Below are 23,339 nucleotides of genomic sequence, written 5' to 3' on the forward strand. Positions count from 1 at the left end.
CATGATCGACCCCCATCCATCCGCCCCTCCGAAGGCTCCCGCCTCGCCTGCTCCGGCGATCGAGATCACCGGGGGACGTCTGGCATTCGGTGATCGCGTGCTGTGGAGCGACTTCGACCTGTCGGTGGCCCCCGGCGAGTTCGTCGCGATCCTGGGCCCCAACGGATCTGGTAAGACCTCGTTGCTGCGCACGCTGCTCGGTCAGTACCAGCTCGACGCAGGTCACATCACCATCGGCGGGCGCCGCCCCGGCAAGGGTGCGGCCATCGGCTATGTGCCCCAACAACGTCCGCACGACGAGGGCGTTCCGTTGCGCGGTCGCGACCTGGTGGGCTTGGGTGTCGACGGACGGTCGTGGGGTATCGGATTCCGACATCGCAAGGCCCGCAAGGACATCGTCGACCACGCCATCGCCCAGGTCGATGCCGGAGCATTTGCCGACGCGCCGCTGGGCCTGCTGTCCGGTGGCGAGCAGCAGCGGCTGCGGGTGGCCCAGGCCCTGGCCGGCGACCCGGTGGTGTTGCTGTGTGACGAACCGCTGCTGAGCCTCGACCCGGCCAACCAGGCCCGGGTGGCCGGCCTGATCGACCGCCGCCGTCGAACTGCGTCCACCGCCGTCGTCTTCGTGACCCACGAGATCAATCCTGTTCTGCCGTATGTGGATCGGGTGGTGTACCTGGTGGACGGGCGGTTCCGGATCGGTACCGCCGACGAGGTGATGACCTCGGACACCCTGAGCGAGCTGTACCGCACCAACGTCGAGGTGGTGCGGGTGCAGGGACGTCTCATCGTGGTCGGCGCCGACGAGGACGTACTGGCCGCCGACCACCACCATCCGGTGGCCGGGATCGATCGGTCGGTGACGCGGTGAGTGTCACCTGGTCGTCGTTTTTCGATGTAGCCACCACCGCCGATCTGTTGCAACGTCCGTTCGTCCAGCAGGCCCTGGTCGCACTCGCATTGCTGGGACTGCTGGGCGGGGTGCTGGGCACCCTGGTGGTCTCGCGGCAGATGTCGTTCGCCGTACACGGCACCGCAGAGTTGTCGTTCACCGGCGCCGCCGCGGCGTTGTTGGCCGGGGTGAGCGTGAACCTTGGCGGTCTGCTCGGCTCGATCGTGGCCGCGGTGGTCTTCGGGCTGCTGGGAAACCGTATCCGCGAACGAGATTCGGTGATCGGCGTGGTGATGGCCTTCGGGTTGGGTCTGGGCGTGCTGTTCATCGCGCTCTACGGTCGCACCGGCACCGGGTTCAACCAGCTGACCGGTCAGGTGGTCAGCGTCGGATCCGGCGGGCTCACCGCGGTGTCGATCACCGCGGTGGTGGTGCTCGGCGTGCTGGCGGTGGTCTATCGGCCGCTGTGGTTCTCCAGCACCGACCCGGTGGTCGCCGAGGCGCTCGGCGTGCCGATGCGCACGATGTCGATGGTGTTCGCCATCCTGTTGGGCGCCACGGTGGCTCAGGCTGCCCAGATCATCGGTGCCCTGTTGGTGATGTCGCTGCTCATCACCCCCGCCGCCGCGGCCGCGCGGGTCACCTCCAATCCACTGACCGTGGTGGTGCTCTCGGTGGTGTTCGCCGAGATCGCCGCAGTGGGCGGGGTTCTCATCTCGCTGGCCCCGGGCCTACCGGTGTCGGTGTTCGTCACCACCATCTCGTTCGTGATCTACGTGATCTGTCGCATCGCCGGACGCCATCGCCTCGGGCGAAGTGGGCGTTCCGCCCCCGTGCGTGAGTCTGGAGGGCCCGCCCTCCACATTCACGCACGGGGGTAGGCGTGCACCAACACGCTGGTCACCCGCGGGATGTGTTCGGTCAGCTCATGTTCGGCTTGATGAGCCACCGCGTGGGCGTGGGCCAACGTGATCTGTTCGTCCACGTCGAGTTCGGCCTCGGCGTGCAACGTATGTCCGACCCACCGCATCCGAACCCCGGCCACCGCCTGCACCCCCGGCACCGACGCCAGCACCGACTCCGCTGAGGTGACCAACGCCGGATCGACGGCATCCATCAAGCGCGCGAACACGTCTCGGGCCGCCGACCGTAGCACCACCAGGATGGCGAGGGTGATGATCAGTCCAACGACCGGATCAGCCATCGGCAATCCCAGCGCCACTCCCCCCGCCCCGAGCACCACGGCCAGCGAGGTGAACCCGTCGGTGCGAGCATGCCGGCCGTCGGCGACCAGCGCCGCCGACCCGATCGCACGACCCACCCGGATGCGGTACTGCGCCACCACCTCGTTGCCGACGAATCCGATCACACCGGCGGCGGCCACCCACCCCAGGTGATCCAGGGGTCGCGGATCGATCAGTCGTGAGATCGCCTGCCACCCAGCAACAATGGCCGACAACGCGATCATCGCGATGACGAACAGGCCGGCCAGATCCTCGGCACGGCCGTAGCCGTAGGTGTGTCGCCGGGTGGGTGCGCGGCGACCCAGGACGAAGGCGATCCACAGTGGCACCGCGGTCAACGCGTCGGAGAAGTTGTGGACGGTGTCGGCCAACAATGCCACCGATCCCGACGCGGCCACCACCGCCGCCTGCGCCAGCGCGGTGATCAGCAGCACCGCCAGGCTGATCTGCACCGCCCGGATGCCCACCGCGCTCGATTCCATTGCGTCGTCGACCTTGTCGACAGTGTCGTGGGAATGCGGCCGCAGCGCGTGCGGGATGAGCCGACCCCAGCCTGACTCATCATGGTGGTGCCGATGATCGTGATCGTGCGGGTGATCCGGCCGGTGCGGATGGCTCATGCGCCGCCCACCTCACGCACCACCGCGATCGACGGTTCGATGGGCGGGGCGGCCTCCACCCCGCGATGAGCGTCGGCCCGGTGATGGCCGGGCACCCCAGGTCCGGCGTGCTCGGCGTTGCGCACCGCGTCGAGAACCACCTGACGGATGTGGTCGTTCTCCAGACGGTAGAAGACGCTGGTGCCCTCCTTGCGAGTGTGCACCAGACGTGCCATCCGCAGTTTGGCCAGGTGTTGACTCACCGATGCCGCCGGTTTGCCCACCCGCTCGGCCAGATCGTTGACCGAACGCTCGTCGTCGATCAGCGCCCACAGCAGCTGCACGCGGGTGGCGTCGGACAACATGCGGAACACCTCGACCACCAGCGCCACCTGGTCGTCAGCCAACCGCCGTCGGCAGACCTTCTTATCTGCATTCATATGCAGATAGTAGACCGTGCGCGAAAGTGGAGGGCCCGCCCTCCACACTCACGCACGGGTCACTCCTCGGCGCCGCCGGGATTACATCGGGTGGCGATCATCTCTTCAGCGCTGACCACCGGCCGCCAGGGTTCCAGGTTCCAGCTCGGCTTGTCGGGTGCGACCAGCCGCGCGAACGTCCAATGGCAGTCGAACTGCGCCCGCATACCCGGAGAGTCGGCGGTGGCATCATCGGCCACCACCTCCGCCCAGGCCCGGTCGTCGTCATCGGCTCCCGCCGCCCGCCGACCCGACGGCGTGGGATACACCTGCAGGCTGCGGCCCGACGCCAACGTCACCCACGTGACGTGGTCGATGAACGGCGGACGCGCCGGCGGCGCGGTCACCACATCGGGAACGAACGTGGCCGTCGGACCGGCCGCCGCACCCGAGTTCGGGCTGTCCCCGCAGGCCGTCGTCGCCACCAGCACCGAGCCGAGCATCACACTCACGCCGATGTGCTTGCGCAACAAGCTCATCCGGCCGAGACGTCGTCGAACGTCAGATGGTTGTGGCCGCGGTAACCCGCCCACGCCTCGCGGCGCACCCGGTCGGGGTCGACCTCGATGTGCGAGGGGTCGTTGAACACCTTCACCGCTCGGTGCTCGACGCGGTAGGGCTCCCAACCCGCTGCAGGCGCGCCGGTCGCGGCGAATCGCGTCCAGTCACCCTGGATTTCGGCGGTCACCCGACGTGCACCGGCCCGACCACCCGCAGCCAACAGCGCGCCCGCGCCGGTGGCGTAGAAGTCGAAGATGGCCAACATCTCGGTGCCGTGGGTGGCGCCGAAGCCGGTGGCGCGCAACAGGGTGGTGGCGAAGTCGTAGCGGTAGAACCAGGTGGGCGCGAATCCGCTGTGCGCGTCGGCGAATCGGGTGGCCGGCGCCCAGAAGATCATGTCCCCCATGATCGCTCGGCAGGCGGCCTCGCCGGGGTAGCCCGGATACCCGTGGACAACCCGGGCCCCCACCTCGGGGTCGGTGGTGGCGAACACCCGCTCCACGGCCTCCGGGGTGGTCTTGAGGATGGGAAAAGCCTTGGCGAACAGGTTGGCTTCGTCGCGGTTGCTGCCGATGATGAGCGGCACCCGATGTGTACGCCCGGCCTCGGCGGCCTCGGTGGGATCCATCGGTAGGAAATCGCCGTCCACACTGGGACCGAACGGCAGTGCGCCGGGCACCTCACGGCTCAGCCGCCGGGCCAATCGCTCACCCGCAGCACCCAACGCGCCCGGGGTGGCCTGGTGCAGCGCGGCCACCGGGTCGTCGTGCTTCTCGCCGAGGACCTCCAGAAAGGTGCGAGCGTTCAACTGCGCCAACGCATCCGACATCGTCAGGGCCGGAGCGGTGCTCTGGGCGATGGCCCGATGAAACAGCCCCGCCGCCGCCGGGGTGGCCATCAGGGTGGTCACCGCGTTGCCGCCGGCACTCTCACCGAAGATGGTCACGTTGTCAGGGTCGCCACCGAACGCGGCGATGTTGCGTTGCACCCACTGCAGCGCGGCCACCTGATCACGCAGACCGAGGTTCGAGTCGTATTGCCGTGTGCTGGTGGAGTAACGACTCAGATCCAGGTACCCAAGCGGTCCTAGCCGATAGTTGATCGACACGTAGACCACATGGCCCGCTCGCACCAGCGCATCGCCCCGGTACATCAGCGACGAACCCAGGATGTAGGCGCCACCGTGGATGAAGACCATCACCGGTAGCGGGCCGGAGACATCCGCCGGCGCAGTGACGTTGAGGGTCAGGCAGTCCTCGCTGGTGGGCTGCTTGGACAGTGGCCCGGTGATGGTGTAGCGCGGGGCCTGAGGTGCGGCGTTGCGGAAGCTGGTGGCCGAACGCACCCCGGTCCACGGGGTGACCGGCTGCGGCGCCCGGAACCGCATATTCCACTGCGGCGGTGCGGCGTAGGGGATACCGCGCCAGCTGATCAAGCCCGCGTGGGCGACACCATCGATGTCGCCGTCGCAGGTGCTCACCCGTGAGGTCGGTTCAACCATGTAGCGAGGTTAACGCCTGTCTGCCGAACCGGTCTCTAAACTGGGCCGATGTCACGCGGGCGGATCGACCTGAACGCCGATCTGGGCGAAGGATACGGTGCGTGGCGCCTCGGCGACGACGAGGCGATGCTGGGCGTGGTGACCAGCGGCAACCTGGCCTGCGGCTTCCACGCCGGCGATCCCGCGGGTCTGCGCCGCACCTGTGCTGCCGCGGTGGCGGCCGGGGTGCGGATCGGCGCTCAGGTGTCCTACCCAGATCGGGTCGGCTTCGGCCGTCGCTACATCGACATCCACCCGGCGGATCTACGCGCCGACGTGATCTATCAGGTCGGCGCCCTCGACGCCATCGCCCGGTCGGTCGGCGGGCGGGTCGAGTACGTCAAACCCCATGGGGCCCTGTACAACACCATCGCCGTCGACGAGTCCCAGGCCGCCGCGGTGGTGGGTGCACTCACCGATCTCGGCGGCGACCTGCCGCTGCTGGGGCCAGCCGGCTCGGTGAGTGCGCGCCTGGCCGCCGGCGCCGGGCTGAACGTGGTGGCCGAGGCCTTCGCCGACCGGGCCTATCGCCCCGACGGCACCCTGACCCCGCGCAGTGACCCCGGCGCAGTCCTCGTCGACACCGACAGCATCTGCGCGCGCGTGTTGCAGATGGTCACCGAGGGCAGCGTGGTCACCGACGATGGATCGGCGAAATCACTTGCGGTCCAATCGATCTGCCTGCACGGCGACACCCCTGGGGCGGTGGACCACGCGCGGGCGGTGGCCGAGACCCTGCGCGGTGCCGGTATCGACATCGTCAGTTTTCTCGACTGATCGCCCAGTCGACGGGATCTTCCGCCCAACCGACAGGATCTTCCGCCCAGTCGACGGGGTTTACCGCCCAACCGACGGGATTTACCGCCCAGTCGACGGGATTTACCGCCCAGTCGACGGGATTTACCGCCCAGTCGACGGGATTTACTGCCCAACCGACGGGATTTACCGCCCAACCGACGGGTCAGGCGGTGGTGCCGAAGTGCGCGCAGTGCAGGCGGTAGTAGGCGCCGCGGCGGGCCAACAGCTGATCCAGGGTGCCCTTTTCCCGGATGCGGCCCTTCTCCATCATGATCACCAGGTTCGCGTTTTGGATGGTCGAGAGCCGATGCGCGACAACAAAACTGGTTCGCCCCCGCTGCAGTGAGCCCAGCGCGTCGCTGACCAGGGCCTCGGTGCGTGAGTCGACCGAGCTGGTGGCCTCGTCCAACACGATCACCGACGGCTGCCGCAGGAAGGTGCGGGCCACGCTGATCAGTTGGCGCTCACCGACACTGAGCTGTCCACCGTCCTGCTCGAGGATGGTGTCGTAACCGTCGGGCAGGCCTTCGATCACGTGGTCGGCGCGCGCCATCTTCGCCGCCGTCCGGATCTCGCGATCGGTGGCGCCGGGCCGACCGAACGCCAGGTTGTCGCGCACCGACGCCCCGAACAGCCAGGTGTCCTGCAACACCACAGCCATCTGCTTGCGTAGGGTGCCGCGGTCGAGATCGCGGATGTCTCTGCCGTCCAACGTGATCCGGCCGTGGTCCACGTCGTAGAACCGCAACAGCAGGTTGATCAGCGTGGACTTGCCTGCACCGGTCGACCCGACGATGGCCACGGTGGAACCGGGCTCGGCCACGAACGACACCTCGCTGACCACCGGGGTGATCGGGTCGTAGCCGAAGCCGACCCGATCGAACACCACCCGACCGTTGGACACCGGTCCACCGAGCAGCACCGTCTCGGGGTCGGGGTCGGCGGGGATCTCGATGAGGTCGAGCCCGTACTCGTCGTCGTGGTCAGCGGCAGCGCGGGCAGCTGCGGGACGGCGACCCAGGAAAGTCAGCATCCGGCCCAGCATTCCCGCCGGCGCCACCTCCTCGGTGGTGTCGAGGTAACCGAAGAGCCGCTCGGCCGAGGCGATACCGGACTGGATGTCGTTGGCGGTGGAGGCAAGGTCGCCCAGTGGCTGCCCGAACTCGCGGGCGTACTGGATGAAGGCCTGCACACTGCCCAACGTCAGGCTGCCGGTGGCCACCCGCATACCGCCGACCACCGCGATGGCCACGTAGACCAGGTTCCCCACCAGGGTCAGCGCGGGCAGGATGAGGCTGGACAGGAACTGCGCCTGATAGCCGGCGTCGGTGAGTTCGTGGTTGATGTCGTCGAACTCCTCGACCACCTCACCGGAACGGCCGTAGGCGGCCACCGCGGCGTGCGCGGTGTAGGTCTGTTCGACGTGTGCGGTCAGTCGCCCGGTGGCGTCCCACTGGCGGGTGAACCAGCGCTGCGATCGTGAGGCGATCACCGCCACCACCACCACCGACACCGGGATGGACACGACGGCGATCAGCGTGAGCATCGGGGAGATGACCAGCATCATCGACAGCACACCGATGATGGTCATCGTCGAACCCAGTACCCCGCTGACCGATTGGTGCAGGGTGCGCGAGACGTTGTCGATGTCGTTGGTCACGCGGCCGATCAGCTCGCCGCGTGCGACGGTCTCGAAGTAACCGACCGGCAGTCGGTGGATCTTGGCGACCACGTCGCCGCGCAGCCGCCGCATCGACCGCTCGACGATGGTGTTGATCATCCGGCCCTGCCACCACAGTGCGGCCGCGGCGATCACGTACACCGACAACGTCAGCAGCAACGTGATGGCGAGGGCGCGGTAGTCGATCCCCACCCCGGCGCGCGCGCCCATCCCGGTCACCAGATCCGACGGGGGCCGGTCGGAGGAGTCGATGGAGCGTCCGATGACGCCCCGGAACACGATGTCGGTGGCGTGGCCCAGCAGCCGTGGGCCGGCCACGGTCAGGGCGACGCTCAGGGCGGTGAGCCCGATGATGACAAGTGCATCGGTGCCGGTGGCGTCGAGGCTGCGCAGCAACCGCATGACGGTGGCCCGCAGGTGCAGCGGCCGGTCCTTCTCGTCCTTCTCGTCCTTGGGCTTGTCGGACCTGGCCTTGTCGGAGGTGGGCTTGTCGGAGGTGGGCTTGTCGGAGGTGGGCTTGTCGGAGGTGGGCTTGTCGGACCTGGGCTTGTCGGAGGTGGGCGTGTCGGCACTGATCTCCCAGGGGGGCGTTGCGAGCCCGCGGGGTGGTGAGCCCCGGTGTGGCGGTGCCACCTCCTGGGGCGGTGCCACCCCGTGTGGCGGGGTACGGCGATGCGGAACCCTCGGACCCGGGTTGCCGGTCGGGTCGGCGTGGGTGGTCATGCCCACTCCCGACTGGAGATCTGCGACATGGCCAGCTCGGCGTATTCGGGGCAGGACCGCAGCAACGCCTGATGCACCCCGGTGCCCACCACGCGGCCGGCCTCCAGCACCACGATGTGGTCGGCGTCAGCGATGGTGGAGATGCGTTGGGTCACCATGATCACGGTGGCTCCGGCCAATCGGGTGCGCAGCCCCGCGCGCACGGCTTCCTCGGTACGCGAGTCCAAGGCCGAGAAGCAGTCGTCGAACAGATAGATCGGCGGGCGCCGGATGAGGGCTCGGGCGATGGCCAAGCGCTGGCGCTGTCCACCGGAGAGGTTGCCGCCACCCTGGCTCACCTCGGCGTCGAGACCTTTGGGGTCCGCGCGCACGAAGTCGGCGAGTTGGGCCACCTCCAGGGCGTCCCACATCTGCGCCACGCTCGCCTCGGGAGCCCCGAACCGCAGGGCGGATGCGATGGTGCCGGCCAACAGATCTGGTTGTTGGGCAACGTATCCGATGCGACGGCGCAGATCGTCACCGCGGCGACCGCGGACGTCGACCCCGGCCACGAACACTGCGCCGTCGGTGGCCGACATCAGCCGCGGGATGAGGGCCAACAGGGTGGACTTGCCCGACCCGGTGCCCCCGACGATGGCGGTCAGTTCCCCCGGACGCGCGGTCATCGACACGTCGTCGAGGATCGGGAGCTCCGCACCCTCGAGGTGCACGGTCACATGTCGCAGCGCCACGACCGGAGGAGATCGATGATCGCCGGCCAGCGTCGAATATCGGGTGTCGGTGGTGGACGACTCGGTGTCGAGGACCTCCAGGATGCGCTCGCTGCACACCGCCGCCCGCGGGTAGACGACCACCAGCGCGCTAACGATGAGGACGGCGATCAGCACCATCAACAGGTAGCTGAGGAACGCCGTGAGGTCGCCGATGCCGATCGATCCCGACTGCACCATCGGTGCGGCAAACCACACCACCGCGACGGTCGCAGAATTGATGATGATCATCACCGTCGGATACAGCAATGCGTTCAGGCGTCCGACTCGCAGGGTCGAGTTCGTTAGTTCATCGTTAGTTATTGCAAATCTTTGCTGTTCGCCATCTTCTCGCACATATGCACGTATCACGCGGACGCCGGTGATCTGCTCACGGACGATCTGATTGACCGCGTCGATTCTGGTCTGCATCCGCGAGAATTCCGGCATCATCTTGCGCGCGATCACCCCGATGGTGACGAACAGGACGGGGATGCAGATCGCGATCACCCACGCCAGTTTCGCACCCTGGTACAGCGCCATGGCCAGCCCACCGAGGCCGAGGATGGGCGCGGTGACGAAGATCGACAGACCGATGTGGACGAACACCCCGAACTGCTCGACATCGTTGGTGGTGCGGGTGATGAGACCGGCGGTGCCGAAGCGACCGAACTCACGCGCCGACAGCGCATGCACGCGCCGGAACACCCAACCGCGCAACTCCCGCGCCATCCGCAGGGAGACCCGCGCCGACAGCCAGACCGCGGCCACCGACAACAGCGCCGCGAGCGCGGTGACGACCACCATGACCAGGCCATATCGGCCGATGTAGCCGGTGTCGCCCACGGCCACGCCGTGATCGATGATCAGCGCGCCGAGCAGCGGCAGGAGCAGTCCGGTGACGGTGGCGGCGATCTGCAGCACCATGATTGCGGCCACTGCCCCCCGGTGCGGGCCGACGAGGTCGCTGAACAACGTCAGCAGGGCGCCGCGCCTGGACCCCGAGGTCCCCGACCCCAAGATCGCCCCATCTGCACGCGTCATCCGTCGAAACTAACCGAAACCGGACCCCTGAGCCGACCGCTATGACCCGTGACAGCCAGATACGGCAGGAACTGGGTCATTTCATGACCGGCTGTCACGCGTCCCAATCCGTGCGCCGGCGGCCGTGGGCGCTACGAAACGGACATTTGCGCCAAAATTCATCGAGATCGGCTTGTGATCCACCCCAACCCCGCCCGCACAGGTGTCGATTCCCGCCTCTGAGCAGGGGTTTCACCGCCACCGAGCGAACAGGTCCGGGCGATCTGGCGACCGGGGGCCGATTTGCCAACCTGCCAATATTGCGGTGTCATAACGAGGCATTCGCCTGGGTGGAAGTTATGGGGGGACCATACGTCCAGGCGTTGGCGGTCGGGCTTTCTACAGGGCGGTTCCAGGGTGCACCCCTGCAGCCGCGCGCAAAATATCCTTCGACTGCCGATGCACGTATCGGTAATGGAAGGACTCGCTGTGTCCCACCAAACGACGGTGTTCGCCACCATCCCGCTGCGGTCGACCGCAGCGCGGCGGCTCGCCCACGGACCCCACGACGATGCGCGCTCGGTGGTGAGCCTGGGTCCCGCCGACCGACACGCACGCCGCGCCCTTGAACGTCTCGCGGCCGCCGGACCAGTCGCGGTGTCTATCGAGCCCGACAGCGCCTGGACCGATGCCGACCTGCCCGCCGCCGTCGACACCGTGCTCGTCGGTGCCCGCCGCGGCCAGGTCACCACCTCGCTTGCCGACACCTTCCCGGGTCGCACCGTCATCCTCACCGTCACCGACGTCGAGCAGGCCCGCGCGGCTGCTCTACACGGCGCCTCGGGCCTCATCGCCAAGGGCAACGAGGCCGGCGGCCTGGTCGGCGAGATGTCGACCTACCTGCTGATCCAGCAGCTCGCATCCGACCCGGTGATCTCGGTGCCGTTCTGGGCGCAGGGCGGGATCGGTGTGCACACCGCGGCCGCCGCGGTGATCGGAGGCGCCAGCGGAGTCGTGGTGGACGCCGCGCTGATGCTGCTCGACGAACTCGACCCCACCGCGCCGCTGGACGACCTGCTCTCGCGCTGCGACGGCTCGGAGACCACCGTCGTCGACGGTGTACGCACCCTGTCCGGGTCCACCCCGGCCACTCAGGGCCTGCCGATCGGCCAGGACTGCGCGTTGGCCCCGGTGTTTCGTGATCGGTACCGCGACGTCGCCGGCTCGGTACGCGCGGTGCTCGAGTCGATCACCGCCGCACTGGCCGAGCCAACATCGCCGCACGATTCGGTCGCCCTCTTCGACGGTGCGCTGCCCATCGCCCAGGGGCCCATGACTCGCGTCAGCGACGTCCCCGGCTTCGCCGCAGCGGTCGCCGACGGTGCCGGGGTGCCGTTCATCGCGGTGTCGCTGTCCACCGGCGCACAGACCCGCCGCATGCTCACCGAGACCCGTGCACTCGTCGGCGACAAGCCGTGGGGTGTCGGGATGCTCGGCTTCGCCCCCGAGGACGTGCGCGCCGCGCAACTTGAGGTCATCACCGAGATCCGTCCGCCGTACGCCATCATCGCCGGTGGCCGCCCCGCGCAGTCGGCTGAGCTCGAGGCCGTGGGCATCTCCACCTACCTGCATGTGCCCTCGCCGGGACTGCTCACCCAGTTCCTCGCCGCCGGCGCGCGCAAGTTCATCTTCGAAGGCGCCGAGTGCGGTGGCCACACCGGTCCGCGCAACTCTTTCCCACTCTGGGAAAGCCAGCTGCAGGTCCTCGCCGACCACGTGGCCGCCCACCCCGGTGGCGAACCGGTCCGGCTGTTGTTCGCCGGCGGCATCCACGACGCCCGCTCGTCGGCGATGGTCACTGCGATGACCGCCGAACTGCAGGCCGCTGGGGTGCTGGTGGGTGTGCTGATGGGCACCTCGTACCTGTTCACCGCCGAGGCCGTGGCCACCGGCGCGATCGGTGAGGTGTTCCAGGAGCGCGTCATCGCCGCCACCGCGACCGCCACCCTGGAGTCGGCGCCGGGCCACGTCACCCGTTGTGTGGCAAGCCCGTTCGCCGACGAGTTCACCGCCACCCGACGCACCCTGACCGAGCAGGGCGTGGCCCCGCGCGAGATCTGGGAGCGCCTGGAGAACCTCAACGTCGGGCGACTGCGCCTGGCCGCCAAGGGAATTGAACGCATCGGGGACCGACTCGAGACCGTCGACGAGCAGCGTCAGCTGGCCGAGGGCATGTTCATGGCCGGCGGCGTGGCCGCCCTACGCGACGCCGTCATCACCATCGACGAGCTGCACGCCTCGGTGACCACCGGCGCCGACGAGCACCTGGCCGATCGCCGCGCGCAGTTCTCCGCCCAGAGTGCACCCGAGGCCACCCCCCAGCCCGCCCCGGTCGACATCGCGATCGTCGGCATGGCGTGCGTGTTCCCGGAATCGCCTGACCTGCAATCGTTCTGGGCCAACATCTTGGCCGGCCGGGACTGTGTCACCGAGGTCCCCACCGACCGCTGGGACCCGGAGATCTTCTACTCGGCGGCCGGCCGCTCCACCGACCGCGACGTCACCCCCTCGCGCTGGGGTGGCTTCCTGCCGCAGATCGACTTCGACCCACTGTCCTACGGCATCCCGCCGTCGTCACTGGGCCACATCGACCCGGTCCAGCTGCTGGCCCTGCACGTCGCCGACGCCGCCCTACGCGACGCCGGTCTGCGTACCGGCGGTGACCGCGAACGCATGTCGGTCATCTTCGGAGCCGAAGCCGGTGGCGATCTGTCCAACGCCACCACTCTGCGCACGGTGCTGCCCGCCTACCTCGGTGAGCTGCCCGCCGAGATCGCCGCGCAGCTGCCCGAGCTGACCGAGGACAGCTTCGCCGGCATCTTGGCCAACGTCATCGCCGGCCGCATCGCCAACCGCCTCGATCTCGGTGGCGCCAACTACACCGTCGACGCTGCCTGCGCCTCCTCGCTGACCGCCGTCGACGCCGCCTGCAAGGAACTCGTCAGCGGCACCAGCGACGTGGTGTTGTGCGGTGGCGCCGACCTGCACAACGGCATCAACGACTACCTGCTGTTCTCCTCGGTCGGTGCGCTGTCGCCGTCGGGTCGCTCGGCCACCTTCGACTCTTCCGGCGACGGCATCGCCCTCGGTGAGGGTGTCGGGTGCGTGGTGCTCAAGCGCCTCGCCGACGCCGAACGCGACGGTGACCGCGTGTACGCCGTCATCAAGGGCGTCGGCAGCGCCAGCGACGGTCGCGCCCTGGGCATGACCGCCCCGCGTCCCGAAGGCCAGCGCCGCGCCCTCGAGCGGGCCTACGGGCAGGCCGGAATCGCCCCGGCCGACGTCGGCCTCATCGAAGCGCACGGCACCGGCACGGTCGTGGGCGACAAGACCGAGTTGGCTACGCTCACAACGATGTTCATCGACGCTGGTGCCGCCGTCGGCGCCACCTCGATCGGTTCGGTGAAGTCGCAGATCGGTCACACCAAGTGCGCCGCGGGCTTGGCCGGACTGATCAAGGCCGCCATGGCCATCCACACCGGTGTCCGCCCGCCCACCCTGCACGTCAGCAACCCCAACGCGGCCTGGTCGTCGGCCACCAGCCCCTTCGGTTTCCACTCCCAGCCCGTGCCGTGGGTGGCCGACACCGCCGACCGCGTGGCCGGTGTCTCGGCGTTCGGCTTCGGCGGCACCAACTTCCACGTGGTGCTCAGCGGTCACGCCGACACCCCCGCGCCGGTGGCCACCGCCACCCGCTGGCCGGCCGAGCTGTTCTGCTTCCGCGGGGTGGATGCCACGACCGCCACCGCAGCGGCCCGCACCCTGCTGGAGAAGGTGCGCGCCGCCCACGCCGACGACGACGCGGTGCTGGCCGAGTTCGCCTACAGCGCAGCACGAACCGCCGATCTCGCCGGGGCCCGCGGTCAGCGGGTGCACCTGGCGGTGGTCGCCACCGACGTCGACGACCTGATCACCAAGCTCTCGGCCGCGGTCGAGGCGGCCGGCACCGAATCGCTGCCCAAGGGCGTGTTCTCCTCAGCCGGAGTCGATCTGGGTGTCGAGCCCGGTGCGGCCCCCACCGTCGCGGAGATGTTCTGCGGTCAGGGCAGCCAGACCGCAGGCATGTTCGCCGACCTGTTCGTCACCTTCGGCGATCTCGACCCGATCCTGCAGGCCGGCGCGCATCTGATCGATCGCATCTACCCGCACGACGCCTTCGACGACGACAGCCGCGACGCCCAGCGTCGGGCGTTGACCGACACGCGCACCGCGCAGCCTGCCCTCGGCATGACCGGGCTGGCCGCGCACACGCTGCTGACCAAGGCCGGGGTGATCCCGGACATGTACGGCGGTCACAGCTACGGAGAGCTGGCCGCGTTGGCCGCCGCAGGCCTCTGCGACATCGACACCCTGATCACTCTCAGTGAGCAGCGCGCCGACGCCATGCTGCAGTCCATCGACGCCGACGCCGGGACCATGGCCGCGGTGTCGGGCTCCCCCGACCGGGTGGCCGACCTCATCTCCGGTGTCTCCGACGTCGTGGTGGCCAACCGCAACTCACCGAGCCAGACCGTCATCTCCGGGTCGACTGTGGGCATGCAGGCCGCGGTGGAGGCACTACGGGCTGCCGGACTGACCACGCGAGTCATCAACGTGGCGTGTGCATTCCACAGCCCGCTGGTGGCCGGGGCGGGCGATCGGTTCCGCGCGTCGCTGCACGCGGCGTCGCTGTCCAAGCCCGAGGGTCAGGTGTGGTCCAACCGCACCGCCGCCCCGTACGGCGCCGATCTGGCCGCCGTCATCGATGAGCTCGGTGAGCAGCTGGCGTCGCCGGTGCGGTTCGTCGAGCAGATCGAGGCCATGTACGCCGCAGGGGCCCGCGTGTTCGTCGAGGCCGGCCCGGGTCGGGTGTTGTCCTCGCTGATCGGGGCCATCCTGGGCGACCGTCCGCACCGCACCGTCAACTTCGCCGGCGCCGGGCTCTCGGGTACCGCCGCCTACCTCGGGGTGCTGGCCCAGCTGGCCACTCTCGGCGTCGACATCTCGCAGTCGTGGATGTTCCACGGCCGCCGCCCGGCCCCGGCAGGCAAACGCTCGCGCTGGACCGTGGACGGCCAGCTGGTGCGTACCCGGGGCGCAGGCCCCATCGCCGGCGGTCTCGTTCCCGCCCAACCGATCTCACTTCAGTCCGCCCAACCGATGGGATACTCCGTGACCTCAGCTTCCAACGGCTCCCCCGCGCCCCAGTACGGCGCACCGGCCCACTTCGACGGCGCCGAGGCGCTGGTGGCCGAGTTCCTGCGCAGCAGCCGCGAGATGATCTCGGCACAGCGCGACGTGATGATGCAGTACCTCGGCGCCGACGCCGGCGTGGTCTACGAGCGTCCCGCTGCCCCCGCCGTCACCGGGCAGTACGTGCCCGCTGCCGCCCCGGCCGTAGCCGCCGCACCGGTCGCCGCCGCACCCGCTGCGGCGGCCGTGGTCACCGAGCCCGTGGTCACCGAAGCCCCCGCCCCGGCCGCCGAGTCGGTGGACGTCATGGGGATGGTGCTCGAGGTGATCGCCGACCGCACCGGCTACCCGGTCGACATGATCGAACCCGACCTCGACCTCGAGGCCGAGCTGTCCATCGACTCGATCAAGCGGGCTGAGATCGCCGGTGAGATCGCGATGCGCCTGGGCCTGTCGACCGCAGGCGCCGAGGTGGAGGACGTGGCCAAGGCCCGCACCGTCGCCGAGATCACCGCCCTGCTCGGCGGCGGCAGCGACGCCCCGGCCACCGAGACCCCCGCTGCTGCGCAGACCCCCGCCGTCGAGACCCCGGCCGCTGCACAGGCCGCCGGCGAGTCGACCGAGTCGGTGGCCGCGGCACCGGTGCACAGCGCCGCAGCCGACTCCGGCGACGTCGACGCCCGCATCATCCCGCCGGTCCGCCACGTGCAGCGGCTGCACCCGCTCGACGCGGTCTCGCTGCCCGACACCCTGTCCGGACGCACCATCGTGGTGATCGGCTCGGGCGAGTCGGTGCAGGCGGTCACCACCAGGCTCAGTGCTCTGGGCGCGCAGACGCAGGTCATCGAGCCCGAGGCGCTGGCCGCCGGCGAGGCCACCATCGCCGACCCCGTCGACGGTGTGCTGTACCTGGCCGGCTTGGACGGCGACGCCACCCTGGAATCACCTGTCCCGCAGCTGTTCTCACTGGCCAAGCAGGCGTTGGCACTCGATCTCACCTGGTTCCTGGCCGCCGGGCCGGTGGCCGGTCTGCACGGCTTCTTCCGCACCGTCGCCCGCGAGTACCCGTCGGTCATCGCCCGTGTGGTGGATCTGCCCGCCGGTGCTGCGGCCGCTGATCGCGCCGACTGGCTGATCGCCGAGATGTCGCGTCCGGCCGGTGTTCCCGTGGTCATCGTCGAGGCCGACGCCGCCGACGGGGCGAGCATCACCCGCCACGGCATCGAGATGGTCTCGCAGCCGCTGGGCATCCTGGGCAGCACCGGCGCCGGACCGTCGGCCGACGGCCACGCCGAGGCGACTGCGCTGGGCCTGGACCGTTCGTCGGTGGTCATCGTGGTCGGTGGGGCCAAGGGCATCGCCGCGCATGCCGCCTCGGTCATCGCCCGCGCCAGCGGCGCCACCCTGGAGCTGGTCGGTCGCACCGAGCTGAGCAGCGAGCTGGAGCCGCCGCACTTGGCGGCCGCGCTCGACGCCGACGCACTGCGCAAGGCCCTGATCGCCGCCGGCGGTCTCACCCCGCGCGAGATCGAGCGCAAGGTGGCCACCATCACCGGCCACCGCGAGATCCGCTCGACCATCGAACGTCTCACCGAGCTGGGCAGCGATGTGCGTTACCGCAGCGCCGACATGCGGTCGACCGAGTCGGTCTCGCAGGTGATCAAGGCGATCCACCACGAGCACGGCCGCATCGACGGGATCATCTACGCCGCAGGCATCATCGAGGACAAGTTGATCGCCGAGAAGACCGCCGAGTCCTTCGACCGCGTGTTCTCCACCAAGGTCGACGGCGCCCGCGCCCTGCTCGAATCGGTGGACCGCATCGAACGTGGCCCGCGGTTCGTGGTGTTCTTCGGCAGCATCTCCGCTGTGCTGGGCAACCGGGGCCAGATCGACTACTCCTCGGCCAACGACGCCCTGGAGACGATGGGTGCCCAGTGGGCGGCCGGTCACCCCGAGCGTCGCGGTCTGACCGTGCATTGGGGTCCGTGGGCGCCCACCGGTGTCAACAACGGCATGGTCACCCCGGCTCTGATGCGCAGCTACGCCCGCCAGGGCATCGACCTCATCGAGCCCGACGCCGGCGCGATGAGCCTGCTCGGTGAACTCGCGTGGGGTCCCACCGACGACACCGCAGTGGTGCTCACCGCATCGGGTTGGTGATACCCACGGTGAATCAGTCCTCTCGTAGCGAGCCCATCGCCATCACCGGCATGTCGGTGATGTTCCCGGCGGCGCCGGACCTGGACTCCTACTGGGCCAACATCATCGGCGCCGTCGATGCGATCACCGACGCCCCCGCCCACCGGTGGGATGAGTCGTATGCCACCAACATCGACTGCCGCCGTGGTGGTTTCGTCGACGACCTGGCCGAGGTCGACATCTTGTCGCACGGCATCATGCCGGCCTCGGTGGGTTCGATCGAACCCGATCAGCTGATCGCGTTGAAGGTGGCTGCGGCCGCTCTCGCCGACGCCGGTGGCGAGCGCGCCATCCCCGCCGACCGCACCCGCGCCGGAGTCATCTTGGGCCGCGGCGGATACCTCACCCCCGGCATGGCGCGCCTGGATCAGCGGGTGCGCACCGCATCTCAACTGGTACACACCCTGGGTGAGTTGGTGCCGGGACTCGACCGCGAGCAACTCGAGGCGGTGCGCACGGCGTTCACCGACAAGCTGGGCCCCGAGGCGCCCGAGTCGGCGATCGGCCTGGTGCCCAACCTGGCCGCGTCCCGACTGGCCAACCGGCTGGACCTGCGGGGCCCGGCCTACACCGTCGACGCCGCCTGCGCCTCATCGCTGATCGCCGTGCACAACGCGGTGCGCGAACTGTCCTGCGGCGCTTTGGACGTGGTGTTGGCCGGGGGCGTGCACCACTGTCACGACGTGACCCTGTGGAGCGTGTTCAGCCAGCTGGGCGCCCTGTCGAAGACCGACCGGATCCGGCCGCTGCACCGTGACGCCGACGGTGTGCTGATCGGCGAGGGCACCGGCATCGTGGTGCTCAAGCGGCTCTCCGACGCCCAACGCGACGGCGACCGCGTGTACGCGGTGATCACCGGCACCGGCATGTCGAGTGACGGGCGGGTGGCCGCGTTGGCCACCCCGGACTCCTCGGGTCAGGTGCGGGCGGTCCGTGCGGCCTGGGATGCCGCCGGACTCGACCCCAGCGCACCAGATGTGATCGGCCTGCTCGAAGCCCACGGGACCGCCACCCCGGCCGGTGACTCGGCCGAGTTGACCACGCTCGCCGAGGTTTTCGGCCGTCCAAACGACGCGACGGCACCGGCGATCGGGTCGGTGAAGTCGATGATCGGCCACACCATGCCCGCCGCGGGCGTGGCCGGGCTGATCAAGGCGGCGCTGGCCGTCCACCACGGCATCATCCCCCCGACCCTGCACTGCGACGAGCCGAATCCGACTCTGGCGCAGACCCGTTTCGCCCCGGCCCAGGCGACCGCGGCCTGGACCGGCGACACCATCCGCCGCGCCGGGGTCAACGCCTTCGGCTTCGGCGGCATCAACGCCCACGTGGTCATCGAGCAGTCCCCCGAGCAGTTCGCCGCTCGCACCGTGCACCACCCGATCTCGGTCACCGAACCCGACGTGATGCTGCTGCTGGCCGCCGACACCCACGACGAGCTGGCCGCCCGCCTGGACCACGACGATTCCGAGATCCGTTCGCTAACACCGGGTTCCGGTGATGTCCGCATCGCCATCGGCGATCCCACCGCCAAGCGGTTGGCCACGGCGCGCAAGGTGATCGCCCGCGGCAAACGCTGGCACGGGCGCAATGACCTGTGGTTCGCCCCGCAGCCGCTGCTGCGGGGCGGCGAACTGGCCTTCGTCTACGCCGGCCTCGACGCCGACTTCGATGCTGATGCAGCCGATCTCGCTCACCGCCTGGGCCTGCCGTGGATCGACTCCGACGCACAGGTGGGCGATGTGGCCCGCCACGGTCTGGCCGTGATGCGTCTGGGCCGACTGCTCACCGACGCACTCGACCTCGTGGGCGTGCACCCGGATGCGGTGGCCGGTCACAGCATCGGCGAGTGGAACGCGATGGTCACCGCCGAGATCTTCGATCGTGCCGAGATCGACGCATTCATGGGTGATTTCGATCCCGACCAGCTCGACGTCCCCGGCGTCGCGTTCGCCGTGGTAGGTGCCTCGGTCGACGAGGTGGCCCAGGTGATCGCCAACCGTCCCGGCGTGGTGGTCTCCCACGACAACGCCCCCCGACAGAGCATCATCTGCGGCCCCGAGGCCACCATCGCCGATCTGGTCGACGGCTTCCGCGCCAAAGCCGTCATCTCCTCGGTGCTGCCGTTCCGATCCGGGTTCCACACGCCGATGTTCGAGCCGTTCATGGCGCGGTTCGTCGACAACTCCGCCCAGCTGAGCGTGCGCAGTGCCCGGCTGCCGATGTGGTCGGCCACCACGCTGGCGCCCTACCCCGCTGACCACGCGGGCATGCACGAGGTGTTCGTGCGACATCTGTTGGAGCCGGTGCGTTTTCGGGGCATGGTGCAGGCGATGCACGACTCTGGCATCCGCGGTTTCGTCCAGATCGGCGACGGCCAGCTCGGCTCACTGATCGGCGACTCACTGGCCGAGCGCGACCACGTCGTGTTCACCACCCACTCACCGCAGCGCGGGGTGCTGGCCCAGCTGCAACGGATCTGCGCCGCCCTGTGGGTGGAGGGACGCGCCAGCGCGCCGTTCCCCATCGCGCGCACGGGATCGTCGCCCGCCACCGCCGCCCCGGCGCGCCGTCTGACCAAGCTGGATCTGGGCAGCGGCCTGATCTCCATCGAGCCCGCCGACCGGCCCCAGCTGCTGCCGCCCACCCCGATCGCGCCCGCCCCGATCGCGCCCGCCCCCATCCCGGCGGCGCCGAGGACGCCACTGCCGCAGACGGTTCCGGTGGCCTCGGTGAATGCCGGCCCGTCGGCGTTGGGTTCGGAGTTCAGCGCGTTCGTCGCCGAGAGCACCGCCACCGCCAACTCGCTGATCGAGGCGCTGCGGGCGCGCCGGGCCAATCCGGTTGCGCCCCGCCCGGTCTCACGTCCAGCGCCTCGAGGAGTTCGGGGTCGACGCGCGGTCGCGAGTCCTTCCACGCCCGCACAGCAGGTGCGTTCGGTGTTGCGCATCGACGTGCAGGCGATGCCGTATCTGATGGACCACTGCTTCTTCCGGCAGCCAAGCGGCTGGCCGTACGCCGAGGACAGCTGGCCGGTGGTCCCGGCCACCACCTCGCTGCAGCACATGATCGACGCAGCCGGCAGTACGGTCGCCACGCTACGGCCCGAGGGGGGCCTGTTCCCGGTGTCGCTGACCAAGACCCGCATGATGCGCTGGATCACCGCCATCCCGTCCACCGACGTGCCGGTGCGCGTCGACGTCCCCGAGCTGCCCGCCGCCGTGGCCGCCGCGGAGATCGCGGTTGCGCTCGAGGGTTATGCGGCGGGCACGGTGTCGGTGGCCACCGCCTACCCGCAGGCGCCGGCGGTGTGGCCGCACCCGAGTGAGCCCGACGTCGAGCCGCAGATCACCGCCGAGCAGATGTACTCCCAGCACTGGATGTTCCACGGCCCGCAGTTCCAGGCCATGGTAGGACCCACCCGGATCGGGGCCCGTCACATCTGGGGTGCGGTGGTGGTGCCGCAGGCTCCGGGCGCGTTGCTGGACAACGTCGGACAGCTGATGGGCCACTGGATCACCAGCGAGCATCCCGAGCGCACGGTGATGTTCCCGGTCGGCTTCGAGCGCATCGACTTCTACTGCGCCACACCGCCGGTGGGCACCCGCCTGCAGGTGGGGGTGCGCATCACCGAGGTGACCCACCAGGTGGTGCGCGCCGATGCCCAGCTGGTGACCCCAGCCGGCGAGGTGTTCGCCCAGATCACCGGGTGGGAGGACCGCCGCTTCGACTCGCCCGCGCGGGTGCGCACCAGCGACCGCTACCCGGGCGCGGCCACCCTCAGCCACGCGATGCCGGGTGAGTGGATGGCGTGTTTCGAGCAGTGGCCCGACCTGGCCACCCGCGAACTGATCATGCGCAACATGCTGGGCGAGCCCGAACGGGTCGTCTACGACAAGCGGCCACCGCGCGGCAAGCGGCAGTGGCTGTTGGGTCGCATCGCCGCCAAAGATGCGCTGCGACAGCTGATCTGGGGCGCCCCCACGCCGTCCGACGAGGCCGACGAGATCTACCCGGCCGAGCTGGTGGTGGGCAACGACGAGGTGGGTCGCCCCCACATCACCGCCCGCCGTGATCGCGCCCTGCCCGCACACACGGTGTCCATCGCCCACACCCATGAGGTGGGGGTGGCCATCGCGCGGCCGTGGCCATGCGGCATCGACGTCGCCGTGGTGGAGCCGCATCCGCAGAGCACCCTGGATCTGGCGCTCGCGCCGGCCGAACAGGAGCTGCTCGCCGGTGTGGTGGCCGGTGACGCCACCGTCGCCGACCTGTGGTTCGCCCGGTTCTGGGCGGCCAAGGAAGCGGTGGCCAAGGCCGCAGGAACCGGATTGGGCGGCGCGCCACAGCGTTTCGCGGTGATCGCCGCGCCCGCCGAGGATCAGCTGGTGGTCCGACACGACGGCGTCGAGCACACCGTTCGCCTGCACCGCATGAACAACCCGGCCGATTTGCCCCAACGCGACTATGTCGTGGCGTTTACCGAGAGGGAGAGATGAGCAGTCCCACACCACACACGGTGACCGAAGAGGCGGTCTTCGCCGATGTGAAGCAGCTGATCGCGCAGGTCCTCGAGGAGTACGGCGTCGACGACGTCGAGATCGAGATGGAGACCCGCTTCCACGAGGACCTCGAGCTCGAAAGCATCGACCTGGTGACCATGAACGGGCTGCTGCGCGAGAAGTACGGCACGCGCGTCAACTTCGCCGAGTTCATCGCCGCGCTCGACCTCGAGGAGATCCTGGGTCTCACGGTCGGAGACCTGGTGGCGTACTCGGTCAGGGCGCTCTCGGAACCGGTGAACCCATGACCACGTCGCTGGAATCGGTCGGCTCGCACATTCAGGCCAACGGCATGCGCCTGCACCTGCAGACCATGCGTGCCACCACCGCAGACGGCTCCGCCGCGGGTGGGCGCGATGGCAAGCGCGAGACCATCGTGCTCATCCACGGTCTGCTGACCGACAGCCTGGCCAGCTACTACTTCACGCTCGGACCCGGGCTGGCCGAAGCGGGTTTCGACGTGGTGATGTACGACCTGCGTGGCCACGGTCGCAGCGAGCGGCCCTACGCCGGGTACCGACTCGACGACTTCACCACCGACCTCGTCGCTTTGCTCGACTCCCTTGGTCTCGATCAGCCGGTGCACCTGGTGGGCAACTCTTTCGGCGGTGCCATCGGGTTCGCCGTCGCCGCCGCGCATCCCACCCGGGTCGCCTCGGTCATCGCGATCGAAGCCCAGCCGCCGGTCGAGAGTTGGCTGGGGCAGATGAAGGTCGGTTTCGAGGACGCGGTCACCTGGCTGCCCGACGACAACGTCATCAACTACATCGCCGAGGTGGCCAGCCCGCACACCGCGCGGCTGTGCCGTAAGGCGTGGGGTGTCATGCAGCGCACCGACATCGCCGCCGACATCATGTCCTCGGACGTGCTCGACGACTCGCTGCCCGGCCTGCGGTGCCCGGTGCTGGCGTTGACCGGCTCGGAGACCGGCATGGCCAAGGAGTACCTCAAGCTCAGCCGCAACCTCGACGACTGGAAGGTCGTGGTGATGCCCGAGCAGGGTCACTCGGTGCTGATCGAACGCAGCCAGGAGACGTTGGAGTACATCACGGCGTGGGTGGGCGGCGAGTACGCAGAGCACGCGTCCGCGTCGTCGGCCGCCTGAGGTTCGCGA

At 69.4% G+C, this 23,339-nt stretch carries 13 protein-coding genes and 1 pseudogene; 7 read left to right on the top strand and 7 right to left on the bottom strand.

The features are described 5' to 3' along the window. Position 1: 1 nt before the first annotated feature. The gene (locus KIK15_RS04415; protein WP_214242882.1) at positions 2–871 is read left to right on the top strand and encodes a metal ABC transporter ATP-binding protein; all 870 of its coding nucleotides are present in this window, start codon (positions 2–4) and stop codon (positions 869–871) included. After that, positions 868–1,773, top strand: a complete 906-nt coding sequence (locus KIK15_RS04420) for a metal ABC transporter permease (protein ID WP_214242883.1) — start codon at positions 868–870, stop codon at positions 1,771–1,773. The genes KIK15_RS04415 and KIK15_RS04420 overlap by 4 nt, the downstream gene beginning before the upstream one ends. Here the strand turns inward: KIK15_RS04420 and KIK15_RS04425 are convergent. From KIK15_RS04425 to KIK15_RS04440, 4 genes are read right to left on the bottom strand one after another with little or no spacing between them, the layout of a single operon-like run. Further along, entirely contained in the window at positions 1,758–2,756 is a 999-nt protein-coding gene (locus KIK15_RS04425; protein ID WP_214242884.1) for a cation diffusion facilitator family transporter, read from the bottom strand. The genes KIK15_RS04420 and KIK15_RS04425 overlap by 16 nt on opposite strands. Further along, positions 2,753–3,175 (bottom strand): metalloregulator ArsR/SmtB family transcription factor, encoded by a 423-nt coding sequence (locus KIK15_RS04430; RefSeq protein WP_214242885.1) that lies wholly within the window; start codon positions 3,173–3,175, stop codon positions 2,753–2,755. Before KIK15_RS04430 ends, KIK15_RS04425 begins: the two co-directional genes overlap by 4 nt. A 59-nt stretch (positions 3,176–3,234) precedes the next feature. Further along, positions 3,235–3,693, bottom strand: a complete 459-nt coding sequence (locus tag KIK15_RS04435) for a DUF2599 domain-containing protein (RefSeq protein ID WP_214242886.1) — start codon at positions 3,691–3,693, stop codon at positions 3,235–3,237. Next, the gene (locus KIK15_RS04440) at positions 3,690–5,216 is read right to left on the bottom strand and encodes a carboxylesterase/lipase family protein (protein ID WP_214242887.1); all 1,527 of its coding nucleotides are present in this window, start codon (positions 5,214–5,216) and stop codon (positions 3,690–3,692) included. The genes KIK15_RS04435 and KIK15_RS04440 overlap by 4 nt, the downstream gene beginning before the upstream one ends. Positions 5,217–5,264: 48 nt before the next feature. Here KIK15_RS04440 and KIK15_RS04445 point away from each other — a divergent pair, with 48 nt between their 5' ends. Then, complete coding sequence (locus KIK15_RS04445; RefSeq protein WP_214242888.1) at positions 5,265–6,032, top strand: LamB/YcsF family protein; 768 nt, start codon at positions 5,265–5,267, stop codon at positions 6,030–6,032. A gap of 184 nt (positions 6,033–6,216) precedes the next feature. Here KIK15_RS04445 and KIK15_RS04450 read toward each other — a convergent pair whose 3' ends face one another. The 3 genes and pseudogenes from KIK15_RS04450 to KIK15_RS04460 form a co-directional block, all read right to left on the bottom strand. Beyond that, entirely contained in the window at positions 6,217–8,367 is a 2,151-nt protein-coding gene (locus KIK15_RS04450) for an ABC transporter ATP-binding protein (RefSeq protein ID WP_374222816.1), read from the bottom strand. After that, a pseudogene (locus tag KIK15_RS18845) lies at positions 8,249–8,530 on the bottom strand (hypothetical protein); the annotation flags it as partial. The pseudogene KIK15_RS18845 and the gene KIK15_RS04450, both read right to left, overlap by 119 nt. Continuing rightward, entirely contained in the window at positions 8,454–10,250 is a 1,797-nt protein-coding gene (locus KIK15_RS04460; protein ID WP_214242889.1) for an ABC transporter ATP-binding protein, read from the bottom strand. The gene KIK15_RS04460 and the pseudogene KIK15_RS18845, both read right to left, overlap by 77 nt. A gap of 468 nt (positions 10,251–10,718) precedes the next feature. On the opposite strand from KIK15_RS04460, the gene KIK15_RS04465 reads away from it, so the two are divergent. The 4 genes from KIK15_RS04465 to KIK15_RS04480 are packed head-to-tail and all read left to right on the top strand — an operon-like array spanning position 10,719 to position 23,330. Then, on the top strand, positions 10,719–17,624 hold the full coding sequence (locus tag KIK15_RS04465; RefSeq protein ID WP_214242890.1) for a type I polyketide synthase: 6,906 nt from the start codon (positions 10,719–10,721) through the stop codon (positions 17,622–17,624). A gap of 8 nt (positions 17,625–17,632) precedes the next feature. Further along, a complete protein-coding gene (locus tag KIK15_RS04470; RefSeq protein WP_307851729.1) occupies positions 17,633–22,162 on the top strand; it encodes a polyketide synthase in 4,530 nt (1,509 codons plus the stop codon). Further along, positions 22,159–22,473 carry an acyl carrier protein gene (locus KIK15_RS04475; RefSeq protein WP_214242891.1) on the top strand — a complete coding sequence of 105 codons (315 nt, stop codon included), beginning with the start codon at positions 22,159–22,161 and terminating at the stop codon, positions 22,471–22,473. The genes KIK15_RS04470 and KIK15_RS04475 overlap by 4 nt, the downstream gene beginning before the upstream one ends. Next, positions 22,470–23,330, top strand: a complete 861-nt coding sequence (locus KIK15_RS04480; RefSeq protein WP_214242892.1) for an alpha/beta fold hydrolase — start codon at positions 22,470–22,472, stop codon at positions 23,328–23,330. Before KIK15_RS04475 ends, KIK15_RS04480 begins: the two co-directional genes overlap by 4 nt. The last annotated feature ends 9 nt before the right edge of the window (positions 23,331–23,339 follow it).

This window comes from Williamsia sp. CHRR-6 (genome assembly GCF_018474015.1).
Lineage (GTDB): Bacteria > Actinomycetota > Actinomycetes > Mycobacteriales > Mycobacteriaceae > Williamsia_A.